The organism is Bacillus sp. REN16, from assembly GCF_020731355.1.
Taxonomy (GTDB): Bacteria; Bacillota; Bacilli; order Bacillales; family Bacillaceae_L; genus Ferdinandcohnia.
Map to the genome: position 1 here is coordinate 30,471 of NZ_JAJFZK010000011.1, position 16,883 is coordinate 47,353.

Sequence of the window (16,883 nt, forward strand, 5' to 3'; positions counted from 1 at the left end):
GAAGGATTTTCGCAATGAATGGGCAAAATCGTGCAGACATAACACCAGGAATTCTAGTGCAAATTGTGTTAAAGAAAGACCAACGTACGGGTATACTGACAAAAGGAACCGTGAAAGATATCTTAACAAAGTCCAGCTCTCACCCTCATGGGATTAAGGTTCGGTTGGAGGATGGACAGGTTGGCCGCGTGAAGGAAATTTTAAAATAAAAGAATTGAAATGAGGACTTATACATGTTATCTTTCGAAGAAAAACGTAAAATCATTGAATCATTCCCGGAGCTTCAACGGAAAGATGTATCTTTAAAAAGAGTGAACTTTCATTATAACGACAGTGTCTTTGAGAAAAAGATTGTCGTTCAGCATCTCCACCCAAATGGCAATGGTTTTGTATATGCCGGAAACCTTCAAAATTATGAGGTGGATGAAAAAGGATTTGTTAATATTCGCGACTTCTCTGAAGCTGATCTGCGAAGAATCGTGAAGGAATCCATTCAATCACTCTCTGCAAATTCTCCTCATGCAAGGGAAAATGCCATCATTGGTGAAGGACAAGAGGAACGCTGGGTGAATGATGAGGGACAAACCTTGCTGCTCGTGTTTGAGGACGAGTGGTGGAATATATACTCCGGATTAAATCTGGAAGAAGCTTTTGGCTCCTATGACGAAGCTGAAGATTATTTATATGACGAGGGCTTTAGACTACAATAAACAAAATCCAACCTCCTGTAAAAATGGGGTTGGATTTTTTCATTTCACTATTGAATTGGCATAAAAGATACCTTCCAAACGGCGTTTTCCATTTACATCCAATAATAATGTCATATTTGGCGTTTATGGTATGGGTTTTTCCATTTACATCCAACAACCATGTCATATTTGGCGTTTATGGTGTGACTTTTTCCATTTACATCCAATACCCATGCAATATTTGGCGTTTATGATATTTCTTTTTCCATTTTCATCCAATACCCATGTCATATTTGGCGTTTATGGCGTGGCTTTTTCCATTTACATCCAATACCCATGTCATATTAGGCTTTTATGGTATGGCCTTTTCCATTTACATCCAATACCCATGTCATATTTGGCGTTTATGGCGTGACTTTTTCCATTTTCATCCAATATCCATGTCATATTTGGCGTTTATGGTATGACCTTTTCCATTTACATCCAATAGCCATGTCATATTTGGCGTTTATGGTGTGGCTTTTTCCATTTACATCCAATATCCATGTCATATTTGGCGTTTATGGTGTGACTTTTTCCATTTACATCCAATATCCATGCAATATTTGGCGTTTATGGCGTGACTTTTTCCATTTACATCCAATACCCATGTCATATTAGGCTTTTATGGTATGGCCTTTTCCATTTACATCCAATATCCATGTCATATATAGTTTTTGATGCGTCTTTCCATATCCCATCTAATTCCTAATCCTAGTAGGACGAAAAACCGAGTCCTATTGTATTGGCATAAAACCTACCTTCCAAACGCCGTTTTCGTCTTTTACCATTTGGAAGCCCATATCTCCATTTTTATTACGGAAGGAAATATAACCTTCATATTCGCTTTGTTGACGGAAGGTTCCAGAACCTAACCCGTAATAAGCTTTATTGTCTATTTCGGAAAACATCGGATCTTGTTCCCAGTACTTCTTATCCTCTTCCTCTGACCACATGACTCTGTCCTCTCTCTTTGTATACAAGGCATAGGAGGTTTCTTGATCACCATCTGCTATGGCTTGGAGATAGATTTTCGCCACACTGATTGGCTCGAGGTTTCTTAGTGCCTCAGGATTATGATCGACTTTGAATGCATCGTACGCAGCCCTTTCCTGCTCATTAAGTTCAAGATCATTTTCGATTTCTGGGACATATTCATCAAGGGGGGCATAGATTTCTATTTGCCCTTCTTCCCAGTAGTTAATATGAATATGGTGCAGCTTTTCCTCATTATTTTGCGTATATGAAAAGACCATTTCAATACTCGGTTCAGCCTGACTCTCCTTAAACGACTTAATAGTTAGTGATCTCACATCGATCCCCTTGTAAAAATCAAGTAACACTTCAACTTCTTTTTCTGGATTCGCCGGAAAAAATACATTTTCCTTAAGGAATTCCTTATCTTCCACATGAAGTGCCTCGAAAAAATTTACTACTAGCTTACCAGCTTCTTTTATTTTCGTTACCTTTAAGACTGAATCATACAATTGTTGGTACGCAGGATTCTCAGCTAACAACGTTTCAAAATCCGGATTCACTACTTTCGTATTTTCTTCTACTTCAACCGGCTGCTGCCCTTGTTCGGGATCACTCATCACATAGGATACAGTTATGACTGTAAACAAACAAACTGCCACTGCTAGTGGGACCCACATTTTTAGCCAAGAAAAATTTCTTCTCTTTATCTTATAATTTTCCGTTAGCTTTTCTTTTAGCTCATTTGCAAAAACTGGATTCGGTTCAAGCTCAGGACGATTTTTCAAGGGTTGTAACCATTTTTCATCATTTCGATTGTTCATTGAGCCCCCACCCCTCCTCATCTACTTGAACAAGCCTTTTCATTTGTTGAATAGCTCTGTGGTAGTCAACGCGTATCTTTCTTTCACTACATCCCATAATTTCAGCCGTTTCCTTAATGGACAGCTCTTTTAATCCCCGTAAAATGAGGACGGACCGAAAAGTAGGCTTTAATTTAATGAGTGCTTCTTGCAGCTCTTCCCAGTCCTTTTTTTGAATGACTTTATTTTCAGGTGTAGCCTCTTCTGATGCTTTTTCGTAAATCCAATCCGGTAGGAATTGCATAAAGCTTTGTTTTCGTTTTAGGTCAATGGCCGTATGCTTTGCTATTGAAAAAATCCATGTCTTCATTCGTTCTGGATTTTGCAGGCTAGCTATGTTTTTCATAATTTTAATAAAGGTTTCCTGTGTAATGTCTTCCGCTTCTTGACGGTTATTTGTATAAAACAGCGCAAAATGATAAACATCCCGGTGATACAAGTCGTAGATTTTTTCAATATCGAATGACATATTCTCCAATGCCTCGCCCCCAATCAAGAATAAGTCGTTTCAATCGCTTATTTGTTTCAATCTTTTTAAAATTTATTTCCTTACCTACAATTCGTCTCAATTCCTGCTTTTCCTGCAAGAAGGAAAAATCCATAAAAAAAGAGAGCATGAAATTCTTCAAGTGATTTCATACTCTCAACTATTCTATCCAATTAGAATTCTTTCTGCGTTTTTGACTCGTTCTTCGGTTGGGGGTTCGACGTCTTTTAGTTTATATTCGAGACCGAGGCTTTCCCATTTGTAAATTCCGAGCTTGTGATACGGAAGTATTTCGATTTTTTCTACGTTTTTTAGAGTTTTTATAAACTCGGATAGTTTCGTAAGATCCTCATCATTATCACTAATCGTTGGAACGAGCACATGCCGAATCCAAACCGGGACCTTTTTATCTGATAAATACTGGGCAAAATCCAGAATATGTTCGTTGCTCAATCCCGTTAATTCCTTATGATTTACTGGATCGATTTCCTTAATATCAAGTAAAATCAAATCGGTTAGTGTGAGCAGTTCCTCTAAACGATCCATAAAATGAGGAGAACGAGTAAAGCATCCGCCAGAGCTATCGATTGTAGTGTGAATCCCTAGCTTCTTGCATTCTTTAAAAAGCTCAATTAAAAATTCAAGCTGGAGCAAAGGTTCCCCACCACTTACCGTCACACCGCCGCCTGATGCTTGGAAAAAGGGAAGATATGTTTTGATATCATCGATAATCTCTGAAACACTCATTTCCTTCCCCTTATTTAATTTCCAAGTATCCGGGTTATGGCAGAACTGGCAACGGAGCAGACACCCCTGTGTGAAAATAACATAACGTAGTCCTGGTCCATCTACCGTTCCACAAGTTTCTATGGAATGAATGCGTCCGTTCATGCTTCTCGTCCTCCTCTTTCTTTTACATGCTTTCGTGGAAAGTTCGATTTATTACATCAATTTGTTGTTCTCTTGTTAGTTTGATAAAATTCACGGCATATCCTGAGACACGAATGGTTAACTGTGGATAAAGCTCAGGATGCTCCATTGCATCTAACAATGTCTCTCTGTCAAAGACGTTCACGTTTAAATGGTGTCCTTTTTTCATTGCATATCCGTCAAGTAAGCCCGCTAGATTACTAATCCTCGCATCTTCCTCTCTACCTAATGCTTTTGGAACAATAGAGAAAGTATTTGAAATTCCATCTAAGGCATACTCATATGGCAGCTTCGCAACAGAGCTCAGTGATGCAAGTGTACCCTTTGTATCACGGCCATGAAGTGGGTTGGCACCTGGTGCGAATGGTTCCCCAGCTTTTCGGCCATCCGGTGTGTTCCCTGTTTTTTTACCATACACGACATTTGATGTGATCGTTAAAATCGATTGAGTGTGAACAGAGTTGCGATATGTTCTATGCTTTTTAATTTTATTAATAAAACGTTTCACTAGCTCAACCGCGATGTCATCAACACGGTCATCATTGTTTCCGTATTTCGGGAAATCCCCTTCAATCTCGTAGTCTACGACAATTCCATTTTCATCACGAATTGTTTTGACCTTTGCATGTTTAATAGCACTAAGTGAATCTGCAACAACTGACAGACCCGCTATTCCGCATGCCATGGTTCGTAAAATTTCACGATCATGGAGTGCCATTTCTATACGTTCATAGCTGTATTTATCATGCATATAGTGAATGATGTTTAATGTGTTAACATACAAGCCTGCAAGCCATTCGAGCATCATATCATATTTTTGAAGGACTTCTTCATAGTCCAAATACTCTGTGGTAATCGGTGCATATGTTGGTCCAACTTGAATTTTTAGCTTTTCATCAATACCGCCATTGACTGCATAGAGTAAAGCTTTCGCAAGGTTCGCTCTTGCTCCGAAAAATTGCATCTGCTTTCCGATTGCCATAGCCGATACACAGCATGCGATACCGTAATCGTCACCATATGTTTCACGCATGATATCATCATTTTCATATTGAATAGAGCTTGTTTTAATAGACATTTTTGCACAATATTTTTTAAAGTTTTCAGGTAGTTTTACAGACCAAAGGACAGTTAAGTTTGGCTCAGGTGCTGGGCCAAGATTGTCTAGTGTATGCAAGAAACGGAAAGAGTTTTTCGTCACTAATGGGCGTCCATCAAGTGCTACTCCTGCTAGTGATTCCGTCACCCAGGTTGGATCACCGCTGAAAAGTTCATTGTAATCTGGTGTTCTGGAAAACTTCACGAGTCGCAGCTTCATCACAAAATGGTCAACAATTTCCTGTGCTTCCTGCTCGGTTAAAATTCCATTTGCTGTATCTCTTTCAATATAGATATCTAGGAATGTAGACACCCGCCCTAAACTCATCGCAGCCCCATTTTGTTCCTTGATTGCAGCCAGATAAGCAAAATATAACCATTGAAAGGCCTCTCTTGCATTTGTTGCCGGCTCTGAAATGTCATACCCATAGGATACAGCGAGCTCCTTCAATTCCTGAAGGGCACGAATTTGTTCAGAAATCTCTTCCCGATCACGAATGATGTCATCCGACATGGCTCCATTTCCGGTTTCATACAGGTCTTTCTTTTTATCTTCGATTAGGCGGTTTACACCATAAAGTGCTACTCTGCGGTAATCGCCAATGATTCGTCCACGGCCATATGCATCAGGCAGTCCAGTGATAATTCCCGCTTTTCTTGCAAGTTTCATTTCTGGTGTATAAGCATCGAACACGCCTTGGTTATGCGTTTTTCGATACTCCGTAAACGTCTTTACAATCTCCTCATCAATTTCAAATCCATAAGATCTTGCAGAATCGACCGCCATTCTGATTCCGCCAAACGGCTGAAGCGAGCGTTTAAATGGTTTATCCGTTTGGAAGCCAACGACTTTTTCCTTTTCCTGATTTAGGTAACCAGCACCATGTGAAGTGATCGTAGATACAATTTTGGTATCCATATCAAGCACTCCACCATTTTCACGTTCCTGTTTTGTTAATTCCATAACCTGTTCCCAAAGAGCATTTGTTGCTTCAGTTGGCCCTTCTAAAAATCGATCATCTCCAAGATATGGTTTGAAATTCTCTGTAATAAAATCCCGTACATCAATTTCCTTTTGCCATTTTCCATTTTTAAAACCAGTCCATGCTTTCATTATCAATGACCTCCATTACAAGGTATTTTATCTGCTTTGAATTAAGTTTTTTGTTTGCTCACTACTGAACAAACTTCCTTACAACATTATCATACAATGAGCAGGGTTCTTTGTCATGTGAAATATTTCACAAATTAGTGAAATTACCAATTCCGCCACAATTTCATCGAAAATTGGTCAAAAATGATCTGGTGTTAGGAGACAGGTTGCGACGGAGGGAATTTAGCTTGTTTGGCTGCCTTCAACCTTCTATTTACAGGAATGTGATGACACCCTAAAGCTGCTGGAACACCTCCACTCTCCTAATATCTGGAATGTAATGGCACTTCAACTCTGCCGGAGTACCACCATCCTCCTAGTACCTGGAAAATAGCGACTTACCAATACCTGTCCCCATCTGCCACTAGTAATGCATGCCGGTCTGTATTAAGATAAAAATAAATATACTTGGGATTGGGGGAACACCATGTCAAAGCTAGTCATTACACAAGATATTGAGAAGTTACATTTGGAGCAAATCAAAGCAATCGTTCCTAATTGGGAGATTGTTGCTGGACGTGATTCGTCTGTTTGGCTGGAGCATTTACATGATGCTGAAGTGATTGTCGGCTGGAAAAAGGAGATCGCGGAGCAAAGCATATTTACTGAGTCAAAGCTTCACTGGCTGCAGAGCTGGAGCGCAGGTGTTAATAGCATGCCTCTTGCAGAAATGGAGAAGAAAAATATTCTTCTTACAAGTGCAAACGGGGTTCATGCGTATCCCATTTCGGAAACGATCTTTGCACTGATGCTTGGATTGACGAGAAAAATTCATACATATGTAAGAAATCAGCAGGAGAAAAAGTGGGATCATTCCGATATGAAGCTAGAGATTCACGAAAAGACGATTGGTATTATAGGCGTGGGGCATATCGGAAAGGAGACGGCCAAAATTGCAAAAGCTTTTGGAATGACGGTTCTTGGAGTTCGCCACTCTGACCGTTCAGAAGAGTTCGTCGATGAAATGTACACGACCGATCAGTTGTCTGAAGTCCTACCAAAATGTGATTATGTTGTAGTAACATTGCCGCTAACCAATGAAACCCATCATTTATTTGGAGCAAGTGAATTTAAGCAAATGAAGTCTTCTGCATTTTTCATTAATATTGGACGTGGCGAGATTGTTGTCGAAGATGATTTGATTGAGGCATTGCGTTCAGGCGAGATTGCCGGGGCTGGGTTGGATGTTTTCACGAAAGAGCCGTTAGATGAGAACAGCCCGTTATGGGAGTTTGAAAATGTTATTGTTACACCTCACACATCTGGTTCAACAGAACATTACACAAAGCGTGTGATCGAGGATATTTTTATTCCAAATTTTAAAAGCTATGCTCAAGGTGGAGTGCTGCCGAAGAATTTAGTGGATTATAAGAAGGGGTATTAGGCACGGAGCCTGCAAAAATGAGGTGGGACGTTTATGCCCACCTCAATCCTCATCCTTCACATCGATATCCTCTGGAATTGGTTCGCTCAGCCATTCCTCGTAGAGCTTTTTGTATTTTTCAAGCTGTTCAAGTGTGGTAGTAAATTGGTCTTTATTTAGAAGGTACTGCTCCCCGTCAAAAAGTGCACGTACCTTTTTTTCTTGAATAAGCTTTTTCACTAAATCTTCAGGAATTGACAAATATTCTGCTGTTTCTTCTACTGTTAAATACAACCTGCTTCATCCTTTTTTACGTTCTGATTTTGTATGCGCGTCGTTCTGCGTATTCCGAGCAAGGAATGCACACCCTTATTATATACCCTTTATCATCGACATACTTTCGCAACGGCTTGATTTTTCTATTACAAATCGCACATTTTGCACCCAAAAAAGAGAACATCAACACCCTCCTTTTGATGAAAAAAATGAGAGAAAAGCTCTCTCATTTTTACTTTACGGCAACAAACTGATCAATAAAATGCTGCGGATTTAGTTTTTCACCAGTGGCTCTTTCAATTTTTTCATTCCAATTATATAACGCGCCTGGCTTAAAGAAATCATTCAACAAGAATTCTCCCACTTTTTCCGTAAAAAGATCTGTTGAGATATTCTTCTCGATATAACGCTGAAGCTGTGAAGTTGTAAGCTCTCCCAGTAAATAGTTTTGGTAATATACTGGCACCAACGTAAAGTGGATCTTCGCTGCCCAATGCGGATAATCCTGATTTTCAGGTGGTGTCAAAAATTGAACCTCACTCACAATCTTCCACCATAAACGGTTCAAATCTTGATCTGGATTCTCATAAAGTTCGCGTTCAAAGAACACAAATGTCATAATCCAACGGCCTGCAATCAGCATTTGACGACGTAAAGATTTTTCAATAACCGGCCTTAACTCATCAACCTGATCTTGGTCCAATCCTAAAAACTGTTCGAGCCATTCTGGATTTTTCCCGAAGCGTCCATATAACATTGCAATTGCCTCAGTTGTTAATGTATGTGCTGGACTGCGTAATAAGAATGGCAGACTGCGATCGATATACTTGAAATACACCGCATGCCCGTATTCGTGCATCATTGTGTTGGACCAATAATCGGACGGTACATTATTACTTAATACGCGCACATCCCCCTCACGGTCAATATCGGTACAGAATGCATGCTGGTTTTTCTTCTCCCTTGGATAGAGGTCACTTTTTTGAAGCATATCGGTAATATCCATACCCATTTTCGCGAAAGTCTGAGTTGATAATTCCTCAAGATTTTTTCCATCATAAAATGGATCTAAGTCCAATTCCTTTGAAGGTGGTGCTTCTTGGAAAAATGGATCTGCATAATGCCATGGACGAAGGTCTTGGACATCAATACCAAAACGTTCTGCAAGTTCTTCATCCATCTCCTGCTTCACTTGACGAAATGGCTCATCAGACAGTTCCTTTAGCTTTGTAAAAATCGAAAAGATTTCTTCGCGGTCAAGCTCCTGTGATTCGAAGCTCAATTGATGGAAATTATCAAAGCCTAGTGTGCGAGCAGCCTCATTGCGCTTTTTCACTAGTGTTAATAACTTTTCCTCAACTTCTTTCGCGATTTGTTTACTTGCATGCCATGCTTGCTCCCTTAGTTCAAGGTCATTGCTTTTAATTAAAATTTGACGCACATCGTTTTCCGATACTTGCTCTCCATTCAATGTCGCGCGGTATGTATTAAACACCCCAACTAATTCAGTCGATAGCTGAACCATTTCCTTCAGTTTGTTTTCCGGAAGTTGGTTTTCAAGCATGTTTGAATATAAAAGTTCCAACTGGCGTTTTTGTATGGGATCCACTGTTTGTTCCAGATATTTTTTTACCTGCTCGAAGCGCTCCGCATCTGAAAAATAAACACCATTTGCTGTGTCCGCATCCGCCGACTTCGCATTCCATTCGTCATCCCCAGTGGTTGCTGCCATCCATGAAGCTTCTGCACTTTTAATATGTAATTCGCGAATTGCTTTATTTTGTTCCTCTAAAAATTGTTCAATTGACATTTTAACCCCTCCTCCACTCTATAATTCTAGAAAAATCGACAATATCCTTTAACCTCTTATTCTTTCAAACCCTAAATATCGTGTTCCTTGAAAGGTTAGTTTCCCTTGATCTCCTTCGGCAAGCTGACCATAATCATTACCAGATAGTGCAAACTCAGACCGATCCCCACTCTCAAACTCAAATGTAACATAATAACTTGTAGATGATGATACATGATGATGGTGATGTGGCTCAGTATGATGGTGTGTATGTTTACTAACATGTGTACGCTTTGTTTTAACAATTGCAGGAACACTCAGCCTTGGTGAATCCTCATTCTTCTTCCATTGGCTGATTCCCTTTCCCATATTAATAACAATGAGTCCAATTACAACAATAAACCCAATCATCACAACAATTGGAACGATATTGAACATCGCATCTCCCGGGTACATAAACTTCCCCCTTTTTATAAGGATTCTTTACTAAGTTATACGCTTAAAAAACAAGGAAGTTTCAACGTTCAAAAAATTCTACATAAAAAAACAGACCTTTGGTGAAGGTAAATTACCTATACCAAAAGGTCTGCGATTAAGATTATTCACCTAAATCGACGTTGTGGTAAACCTGACGAACATCTTCCAAGTCTTCTAATACATCGATCATTTTTTCGAATTTTTCTTGAGCATCTTCTGGAAGGGTTACATCGTTTTGTGCAAGCATCGTTAATTCAGCTACTGTAAACTCAGTAATTCCAGCGTTTTTAAACGCTTCCTGGACTGCGTGGAATTGTTCTGGCTCCGCGTACACAATGACAGAATCCTCTTCTTCAAGAATGTCACGTACATCTACATCTGCTTCCATTAACAGTTCTAGCACTTCATCAGCCGATTTCCCTTCAACACCGAAAACAGCAGTTGCATCAAACATGTAAGCTACTGAACCACTGACACCCATGTTACCGCCATTTTTACCAAAAGCAGCACGTACATCTGATGCTGTACGGTTCACGTTATTTGTTAAAGCATCAACAATGACCATCGATCCGTTTGGTCCAAAGCCTTCATAACGTAGCTCATCGTAAGTTTCCTCTGAACCACCTTTTGCTTTTTCTATTGCGCGATCAATGATTGCTTTTGGTACACTGTATGTTTTCGCACGCTCAAGAACGACTTTTAAATGTTGGTTTGACTCAGGATCAGGCTCGCCTTGTTTTGCTGCTACATAGATTTCACGTCCAAATTTTGCGTAGATTCTACTTGTATTCGCATCCTTGGAAGCTTTCTTTTCCTTAATATTGTTCCATTTACGTCCCATCTTGAACACTCGCTTTCAGCTATTAAATCTAATACTATTATAATGTAAGTTTTGACCACTTCAAAATGTCACCGTTCCATAACCTACATTTGAACAAATAATATTATACTCCAACAAATAACGCTTTTCGAGAAAAAAATTAGAAGAAAATGTAACCAATGCGTTTTTTTAAAGCTCTTTAATACCCAAGCTCAAATTATTTTTACCTTCTTCCGAAATATAGTGTTAAATCCTATAAAATCAACATTGCTACGCAAAGTAGCATACATGTAAACACATATATCTTGTCTTTAATATGCGCATAAGGATAAGCTTAATCTATCAATCTAACTAGGAGGAACGATTATGACTTTAGGGGAAAAAATGAAGCAAATGAGAAAAAATGCTTCCCTGTCACAAGAACAATTGGCTGAAAAATTATGCGTATCCAGACAGGCGATTTCAAAATGGGAAGGTGGCAGAGGTACCCCCGATGTTGAAAACTTGCAAAGCATAGCAAAGCTTTTTGGTGTTAGTGTCGACTCCTTATTAGGGGATGGGACTTTAACAACAGATATTATGAAAGAGAAAATTGATATTTCTAAATATGAAAAAACAGGGAAATCCAGATCAAAATATGATGCGGTGGTCAAAGAAAAATACCCGAATGCAACGGTAATCCACCCTCTTGTCAGAAGAAAAAAATTAAATCGCTGGGAATCAATCATCGATTTCATTGTGCAACCCGGTGTACTGGCGGTGGCTGATTCATTTGATGATATGTCATCTTATTATCTTGTAGAGTTACAGCATAAACGAATGCTTGTCAACGTAACAAAGGAATTTATTGAAAGTCAGGACCTGAATGGTGAATTTAACGGTAAAAAACGTGTGATTGGAAATAATCTGTTCGTCAAGGCACCTTATACCCTCTAATTAGCCAGCGACGTATTATAAGCGGAAATTTTTCGCTTATATCCAGAATAGAGTACGTTTCGGGATAAATAAACGGAGGTTTTCCGACTATGCAAAGCAAAAATGCCCCATTTACGAGCTTTTCGAATAAATAGACGGAATTTTTCCGTCTATTTAAGCTTTTTTTAATAACATTTACCAATTAAGCGGAATTTTTCCGACTATTTATCCGTTGGAAACTTACCCTGATAATCCTCCAAGGAAAACGAATCCCTTGAGGTAGATAAAAGGACATTCTTACTTATTGAAGAGTGAGTTGCCACGAAACTCCAAAGCGGTCATTAATCCAACCGAATTTTTTGCTAAAACCATAATTGCCCAACGGCATTAGTTCTCCTCCGCCTTCTTTTAGTTTTTGATATAGGGTATCAATTTCTTCTTCCGTACTGCAAGTTAGATAAATTGAAAATGAAGGTGTGAACGTGAACTGATGCTTAATATTGCTATCAATACACATGAACTCCTGCCCTTTTATCGTAAAAGTTGCATTCATAACGGTACCTTCTTCTCCCCCAGGTTGATTCGCTCCATACCGCATAATGCTTTTAATCTCAGAATCCTCAATAAGTGATGTATAAAAGTTCATCGCTTCCTCTGCATTTCCATCCTGAAACATTAAAAATGGTGTTACTTTTTCCATATTAAGTTCTCCTTTATATTCCAATTCTTATTTTTCATTATATCCCTAAAGTGCTTTATCCAAATGACTCATTTCGTTCATTTGTTTTTCTTGCGTGTTTTTACTATTTACAAACCAGATCCCGACGAGCACAAGTAAAATTCCCGCTAGCGTGATCACGCTTAGGCTTTCATCTAAAAATATGTAACCCGAAACAACGCCTACAATTGGTACAACCAATAAGGAAGTCGATGCTTTGCTTGCTTCTGTACGCCTCAAAATATGATTCCACATGACAAAAGCAAGGGCTGAAGCAATCACTCCAGAAAACAGAATATAAACTACCGGCATGAAGCCCCAATGTGATTCACCCGTTTCAAATGAAAGAGTATATACCAATAATCCGACTGTTCCAATCGTCATCTGCCACGTTGTAAATTGAATGGTATCACAATCTTTTAACTTTACTTTAAAAAACAAGCTAGCTATGGCCCAAGAAATTGCAGAGCTTAGCCCCAATAACACGATCCAAAAGGAGCCTCCAAAATGGATATTCATAGCAAGAAATAACCCTACAACGCCAATCACAATTCCGAACGTCTTCCTGACCGTCAACCGTTCACCAGGAATCCAACGGTGTGCCATGATTGACAGAAAAAGCGGCATACTGTAGGTTAAAACAGAGGTAAGACCAGCACTAATGTGATTAAGTGATATTTGAATTGCAATGTTAAAATAAGTGGTCTGGAGTAGTCCGCATATAACAAGCCACTTAAGATCTGATTTATTAGGCAGTGGTATTTTTTTTATAAAACAAAGACCTAGGAGTACAATTGAGCCCGTCAAAAATCGTAATGCAGCAAATTCTCCAGGAGGAAAAACACCGTTTCCTAATTTCATGACAACATAATTAAATCCCCAAATTAGACATAGAATGGCTAATGATATATACATAGGTGCAGAGTCTCCTTTCCTTATACCTCAAAAAGGATTAGCTAACCATATAATTCTTCACCAAAATTATTCCTTTATATTAAAATACTCAAGCTGTTCTTCATTCAAATACATGACAGGTTGAAAATCAATACCGCCCCATGAACCGCCTCCACCATTGTGAGAGTTATGGGCATTCTGCCTTTCATGCTCCTTGTTATATGGAAGCCATCCTAAATTTACCTGATGATACACGGGGGAAAAGTGATTAAAAAATGGATCTGGTTGCCTAGCTTCCTCCATTTTAATTGAAGCTTCAATAACCTTCTGCCATTCATCCGGAAAATCCATCATCCCATATGGTGTTTCCTCAAAATCAAGGATGGTCTTCATTTGCAGGCGAGGGTAATAATGATCAATTCCTTCTGTAATACGATAATTTCGATCGCGAATATAATATAACTCTCCATAGCTTAAATGATCATCAGGATGGATATTCCAAAAAACTTTGTAGCTGCTTGGGTCACTACTATTTATTTTCAACATTTTGGGTGCTCCATTATCGCTTTCAGCCACGAGTTCCCACTTATGTTTTTCCCACATCCACAGGCTTGTTCCGTATTTATTATCCTTTGAAATAAATGGCACATATACATGTTGGTCATCAATTTCAATAATTTCAAGTATTTCAGTAGCTTCGGAGTCAGGGGAATATGTATTTAATCTTGCGAGAATCTCTTCTGACGATAGGAAGCTACTTGGCTTTGCCAGGAAAAAATAATATATTAAAGGGATCATACTTAAAACTAGAGCGATAAGAGCCATCAATTGAACTTTCCGTTTTCTTGTCATTCGTGGTTCACCCCTTCCAGGAATGAATCATCAGATCGAAAATAATATTGTTTTTTCGGTGTTGCGATTAATAATCCTTTTCCATCCTCTTCAATAAAAATCACCGAGTGTGTGGCGCTGCCCCATTTTTCCTTAACTCCAAATACTTGGTACGGGAACCGTTCTTTTCGTTGATTTTCCTCACCACTCATGTATGTTTCCCCATACCATTTATCACTAAAAAATTCAGTCTGTTCCATTGAAGGCAATTGTTCCATCAAAATATCTTTTTGTAGAGTAACTTCCTCTGCCGAAGGGTGTGTATTCACAATCGTTGCACTGTCTACATTAGAGATATAGGTTGATAGTTTGTCAGGTGGATACAGCACATGCTGAAAGCCAATCGTTACAAATGCCAGCCCTAAAAAAATGAAATTTCCTAGGAAGCCTAGCCAGGCAAATCTGCGATACCTCTCCCAGCGGCCTTCTTTGGATCGAAGGAAAAAATAAAGAATCCAAACCCCAAGTGGTAAAAGCGGTATTTTTATGATTGTTTGAAACATACTCGCATTAAATGAAAATGAAAAAAGTCCAACCCATATGACAAAAATCATTTTCCAATATTTGATTTTCACATTTTGCTTTCTATACATTCTAACAGTAAGGGTTGTAATTACTGCCCATCCAATTAATAAAAAAAAGAGTGAAATCGGACTTGCCTCCAAACCGAAACGCAATTGGTACCACCCCTTTTTCTTTTACCCTACTATATATTCGAATTGTAGTGCCAGATTCCTTTTTTAAACAACTAAAAAAGTGCAAAACTATTGGCTCTGCACTTTTTTGTTTATTATTTATTAGCCGTCATCTGTGCAAACAGTACCGTTCTTACTGTTCCGGATTTTCCTCTTGCCAAACCTGCTGAAGTGCGCCTAGGAAAGTAGACGTTGGCTGCGCACCAGAGATGGAGTATTTTTGATTGATTACGAAAAATGGTACACCGGTCACCCCGATTTGTTGGGCAATCGATTCGTCAATGCGCACATCATTCGCATATTGCTTTTCGTCTTTCAACACATTGAGTGCAGCTTGGCGATCAATTCCGACAGACTCCGCAAGTTCCGCTAATACCTCGTGGTCACTTATGAGTTTACCTTCTTCGAAATAAGAACGAAGAAGAATCTCGGTCATTTCTTTTTCTTTACCCACAGTTGCGGCATACTTTGCAAGGCGATGGGCATCAAATGTATTAGTGTGTTTCATTTCATCAAAATTATAGTTCAGACCCACATCAGTGGCTTGCTGCCCAACATTTTCATTCATTTGCTTTGCCTGAGCAACGCTTGTACCATATTTCGAAGCGAGTAATTCATGGATGCTTTGTCCTGAATATGGCTTTGCATTTGGATCTAATTCAAAGCTTTTGAATTCCACCTCTACTTGATCGCGATTGGGAAATTGCTCAAGTGCTTGCTCTAAGCGGCGTTTCCCTACATAACAGAACGGACATACAAAGTCTGACCATACCTCTATTTTCATTTTGGCACCTCATTTTAGGTTATTTTTCACTATGGTAACATATCTTTTTTGTAAATGCTCATTGGACAACTTCTGGTTAACCCCCTACTAATCCGATTGAGTCCTGTTAGGGTACATAGGTAGGTGGATTTGGGTTCGAGCGTGTACGGACAGATCATTCTTTTGGTACATGCTTTGGATAAATATGCTCTGGCGTGTACCTCTAAACCATTCTTACGGTACATGCTCGGAGGAAATCCGCTCGTCTGTGTACCGCTAGGCCTTTCTTGCGGTACATACTTAGCCAAATTGAGCCAAATCATGTCACTCAAAGACACTTATCCACCCATCACCCACGTCCAAAATACTATTTTTGAATATTTGGTGAAAAGTATTTGACAATTTTGTGAACAAGGTGAATAATTTATAGTAGGAGGATGAGGAAAAATGAAATTTACTATGCTTGAGGCTGTTAAGTATTTTGGGGGAACAGTGCTTATTGCCGGTATCATTATTTTTTGTCTTGGATTCTTCGCAAGCGGTTCCAGTGTGTTAACACCAATTGGAATCGGAACGGTTATGGGGGCTATTTTTGTCTTTTTAATGGGGTTATTTTTAATCGCATCGGAAGAAATGTTGCTGAAGGCTCAGGGCGCAAAACAAGAATAAATAAACTATCGGTTACTTATAGGCTTAGCCACTTCAACGGCTAAGCTTTTTATCTTGTACAAAAAAAGAGTGCCTCGAAAGACACTCCCATAAAACTTTACATATCCCACATAAAGAGGAATAGTGTACAGAATATAGTTACTAAAGCGATGAAAATCATGAAAAATACAGTTGAGTAAATCGACCATTTGTCCTTTGTTTCACCTGCATGCATAAAGACGATCAGTTGCAGCAATGCCTGAATGAATGCTGTAACAATGAGTACCATTAAGCCTGCTGCAAAAGATAAGTCGAAGAAGTATACTCCGATTGCAATAAAAGTAAGTGCCAATGAAAAGATGAAGCCCATGACTTGTTTGGCTGGGAATAATTCTTTCAT

At 39.1% G+C, this 16,883-nt stretch carries 18 protein-coding genes and 1 pseudogene; 5 read left to right on the forward strand and 14 right to left on the reverse strand.

The window, feature by feature from the left end:
• Positions 1-14 precede the first annotated feature (14 nt).
• Complete coding sequence (locus tag LKW28_RS16160) at positions 15-209, forward strand: YwbE family protein (RefSeq protein ID WP_229141389.1); 195 nt, start codon at positions 15-17, stop codon at positions 207-209.
• A 24-nt stretch (positions 210-233) separates the two neighbouring features.
• Complete coding sequence (locus tag LKW28_RS16165) at positions 234-710, forward strand: hypothetical protein (RefSeq protein ID WP_229141390.1); 477 nt, start codon at positions 234-236, stop codon at positions 708-710.
• A 755-nt stretch (positions 711-1,465) separates the two neighbouring features.
• Here LKW28_RS16165 and LKW28_RS16170 read toward each other — a convergent pair.
• From LKW28_RS16170 to pflB, 4 genes are all read right to left on the reverse strand, one after another.
• The gene (locus tag LKW28_RS16170) at positions 1,466-2,527 is read right to left on the reverse strand and encodes a hypothetical protein (RefSeq protein ID WP_229141391.1); all 1,062 of its coding nucleotides are present in this window, start codon (positions 2,525-2,527) and stop codon (positions 1,466-1,468) included.
• Positions 2,511-3,035 (reverse strand): RNA polymerase sigma factor, encoded by a 525-nt coding sequence (locus LKW28_RS16175; RefSeq protein ID WP_229141493.1) that lies wholly within the window; start codon positions 3,033-3,035, stop codon positions 2,511-2,513. The genes LKW28_RS16170 and LKW28_RS16175 overlap by 17 nt, the downstream gene beginning before the upstream one ends.
• A 183-nt stretch (positions 3,036-3,218) precedes the next feature.
• Positions 3,219-3,944 carry a pyruvate formate-lyase-activating protein gene (pflA, locus tag LKW28_RS16180; protein WP_229141392.1) on the reverse strand — a complete coding sequence of 242 codons (726 nt, stop codon included), beginning with the start codon at positions 3,942-3,944 and terminating at the stop codon, positions 3,219-3,221.
• 22 nt (positions 3,945-3,966) lie between these two features.
• Entirely contained in the window at positions 3,967-6,195 is a 2,229-nt protein-coding gene (gene pflB / locus LKW28_RS16185) for a formate C-acetyltransferase (RefSeq protein ID WP_229141393.1), read from the reverse strand.
• Between the two features lie 466 nt (positions 6,196-6,661).
• Between pflB and LKW28_RS16190 the strand changes: the two genes are divergently transcribed.
• On the forward strand, positions 6,662-7,618 hold the full coding sequence (locus LKW28_RS16190; RefSeq protein WP_229141394.1) for a D-2-hydroxyacid dehydrogenase: 957 nt from the start codon (positions 6,662-6,664) through the stop codon (positions 7,616-7,618).
• Positions 7,619-7,660: 42 nt separating this feature from the next.
• Here the strand turns inward: LKW28_RS16190 and LKW28_RS16195 are convergent, their stop codons facing one another.
• The 4 genes from LKW28_RS16195 to LKW28_RS16210 all read right to left on the reverse strand — a co-directional run bounded on the left by LKW28_RS16195 (position 7,661) and on the right by LKW28_RS16210 (position 10,980).
• Positions 7,661-7,891 (reverse strand): excisionase family DNA-binding protein, encoded by a 231-nt coding sequence (locus tag LKW28_RS16195; protein WP_229141395.1) that lies wholly within the window; start codon positions 7,889-7,891, stop codon positions 7,661-7,663.
• A 214-nt stretch (positions 7,892-8,105) separates the two neighbouring features.
• Complete coding sequence (locus tag LKW28_RS16200; protein ID WP_229141396.1) at positions 8,106-9,683, reverse strand: M2 family metallopeptidase; 1,578 nt, start codon at positions 9,681-9,683, stop codon at positions 8,106-8,108.
• Positions 9,684-9,731: 48 nt separating this feature from the next.
• Entirely contained in the window at positions 9,732-10,118 is a 387-nt protein-coding gene (locus tag LKW28_RS16205) for a DUF2500 domain-containing protein (protein WP_229141397.1), read from the reverse strand.
• Positions 10,119-10,260: 142 nt separating this feature from the next.
• Positions 10,261-10,980, reverse strand: coding sequence for a YebC/PmpR family DNA-binding transcriptional regulator (locus LKW28_RS16210; RefSeq protein ID WP_229141398.1), 720 nt, complete (start codon positions 10,978-10,980; stop codon positions 10,261-10,263).
• Positions 10,981-11,325: 345 nt separating this feature from the next.
• Between LKW28_RS16210 and LKW28_RS16215 the strand changes: the two genes are divergently transcribed.
• On the forward strand, positions 11,326-11,895 hold the full coding sequence (locus tag LKW28_RS16215; RefSeq protein WP_229141399.1) for a helix-turn-helix domain-containing protein: 570 nt from the start codon (positions 11,326-11,328) through the stop codon (positions 11,893-11,895).
• Between the two features lie 280 nt (positions 11,896-12,175).
• Here LKW28_RS16215 and LKW28_RS16220 read toward each other — a convergent pair whose 3' ends face one another.
• From LKW28_RS16220 to LKW28_RS16240, 5 genes and pseudogenes are all read right to left on the reverse strand, one after another.
• Positions 12,176-12,574 carry a VOC family protein gene (locus tag LKW28_RS16220; protein WP_229141400.1) on the reverse strand — a complete coding sequence of 133 codons (399 nt, stop codon included), beginning with the start codon at positions 12,572-12,574 and terminating at the stop codon, positions 12,176-12,178.
• Positions 12,575-12,619: 45 nt separating this feature from the next.
• Positions 12,620-13,507, reverse strand: coding sequence for a DMT family transporter (locus LKW28_RS16225; protein WP_229141401.1), 888 nt, complete (start codon positions 13,505-13,507; stop codon positions 12,620-12,622).
• Between the two features lie 66 nt (positions 13,508-13,573).
• The gene (locus LKW28_RS16230; protein WP_229141402.1) at positions 13,574-14,338 is read right to left on the reverse strand and encodes a hypothetical protein; all 765 of its coding nucleotides are present in this window, start codon (positions 14,336-14,338) and stop codon (positions 13,574-13,576) included.
• Entirely contained in the window at positions 14,335-15,054 is a 720-nt protein-coding gene (locus LKW28_RS16235; RefSeq protein ID WP_229141403.1) for a hypothetical protein, read from the reverse strand. Before LKW28_RS16235 ends, LKW28_RS16230 begins: the two co-directional genes overlap by 4 nt.
• Positions 15,055-15,214: 160 nt before the next feature.
• Positions 15,215-15,856 (reverse strand): annotated as a pseudogene (locus LKW28_RS16240) (DsbA family oxidoreductase); the annotation flags it as partial.
• Positions 15,857-16,282: 426 nt separating this feature from the next.
• Here LKW28_RS16240 and LKW28_RS16245 point away from each other — a divergent pair.
• On the forward strand, positions 16,283-16,504 hold the full coding sequence (locus tag LKW28_RS16245; protein ID WP_229141404.1) for a hypothetical protein: 222 nt from the start codon (positions 16,283-16,285) through the stop codon (positions 16,502-16,504).
• Between the two features lie 97 nt (positions 16,505-16,601).
• On the opposite strand, the gene qoxD is transcribed toward LKW28_RS16245, so the two are convergent.
• Positions 16,602-16,883, reverse strand: coding sequence for a cytochrome aa3 quinol oxidase subunit IV (gene qoxD, locus LKW28_RS16250; protein ID WP_229141405.1), 282 nt, complete (start codon positions 16,881-16,883; stop codon positions 16,602-16,604).

Coding starts and splice junctions, on each gene's coding strand:
- LKW28_RS16230 (WP_229141402.1), bottom strand. CDS start 14,338: ATGACAAGAAAACGGAAAGTTCAATTGATGGCTCTTATCGCTCTAGTT.
- LKW28_RS16170 (WP_229141391.1), bottom strand. CDS start 2,527: ATGAACAATCGAAATGATGAAAAATGGTTACAACCCTTGAAAAATCGT.
- qoxD (WP_229141405.1), bottom strand. CDS start 16,883: ATGAAAGAATTATTCCCAGCCAAACAAGTCATGGGCTTCATCTTTTCA.
- LKW28_RS16225 (WP_229141401.1), bottom strand. CDS start 13,507: ATGTATATATCATTAGCCATTCTATGTCTAATTTGGGGATTTAATTAT.
- LKW28_RS16190 (WP_229141394.1), top strand. CDS start 6,662: ATGTCAAAGCTAGTCATTACACAAGATATTGAGAAGTTACATTTGGAG.
- LKW28_RS16165 (WP_229141390.1), top strand. CDS start 234: ATGTTATCTTTCGAAGAAAAACGTAAAATCATTGAATCATTCCCGGAG.
- pflB (WP_229141393.1), bottom strand. CDS start 6,195: ATGAAAGCATGGACTGGTTTTAAAAATGGAAAATGGCAAAAGGAAATT.
- LKW28_RS16205 (WP_229141397.1), bottom strand. CDS start 10,118: ATGTACCCGGGAGATGCGATGTTCAATATCGTTCCAATTGTTGTGATG.
- LKW28_RS16175 (WP_229141493.1), bottom strand. CDS start 3,035: ATGTCATTCGATATTGAAAAAATCTACGACTTGTATCACCGGGATGTT.
- LKW28_RS16220 (WP_229141400.1), bottom strand. CDS start 12,574: ATGGAAAAAGTAACACCATTTTTAATGTTTCAGGATGGAAATGCAGAG.
- LKW28_RS16215 (WP_229141399.1), top strand. CDS start 11,326: ATGACTTTAGGGGAAAAAATGAAGCAAATGAGAAAAAATGCTTCCCTG.
- LKW28_RS16160 (WP_229141389.1), top strand. CDS start 15: ATGAATGGGCAAAATCGTGCAGACATAACACCAGGAATTCTAGTGCAA.
- LKW28_RS16245 (WP_229141404.1), top strand. CDS start 16,283: ATGAAATTTACTATGCTTGAGGCTGTTAAGTATTTTGGGGGAACAGTG.
- LKW28_RS16210 (WP_229141398.1), bottom strand. CDS start 10,980: ATGGGACGTAAATGGAACAATATTAAGGAAAAGAAAGCTTCCAAGGAT.
- pflA (WP_229141392.1), bottom strand. CDS start 3,944: ATGAACGGACGCATTCATTCCATAGAAACTTGTGGAACGGTAGATGGA.
- LKW28_RS16200 (WP_229141396.1), bottom strand. CDS start 9,683: ATGTCAATTGAACAATTTTTAGAGGAACAAAATAAAGCAATTCGCGAA.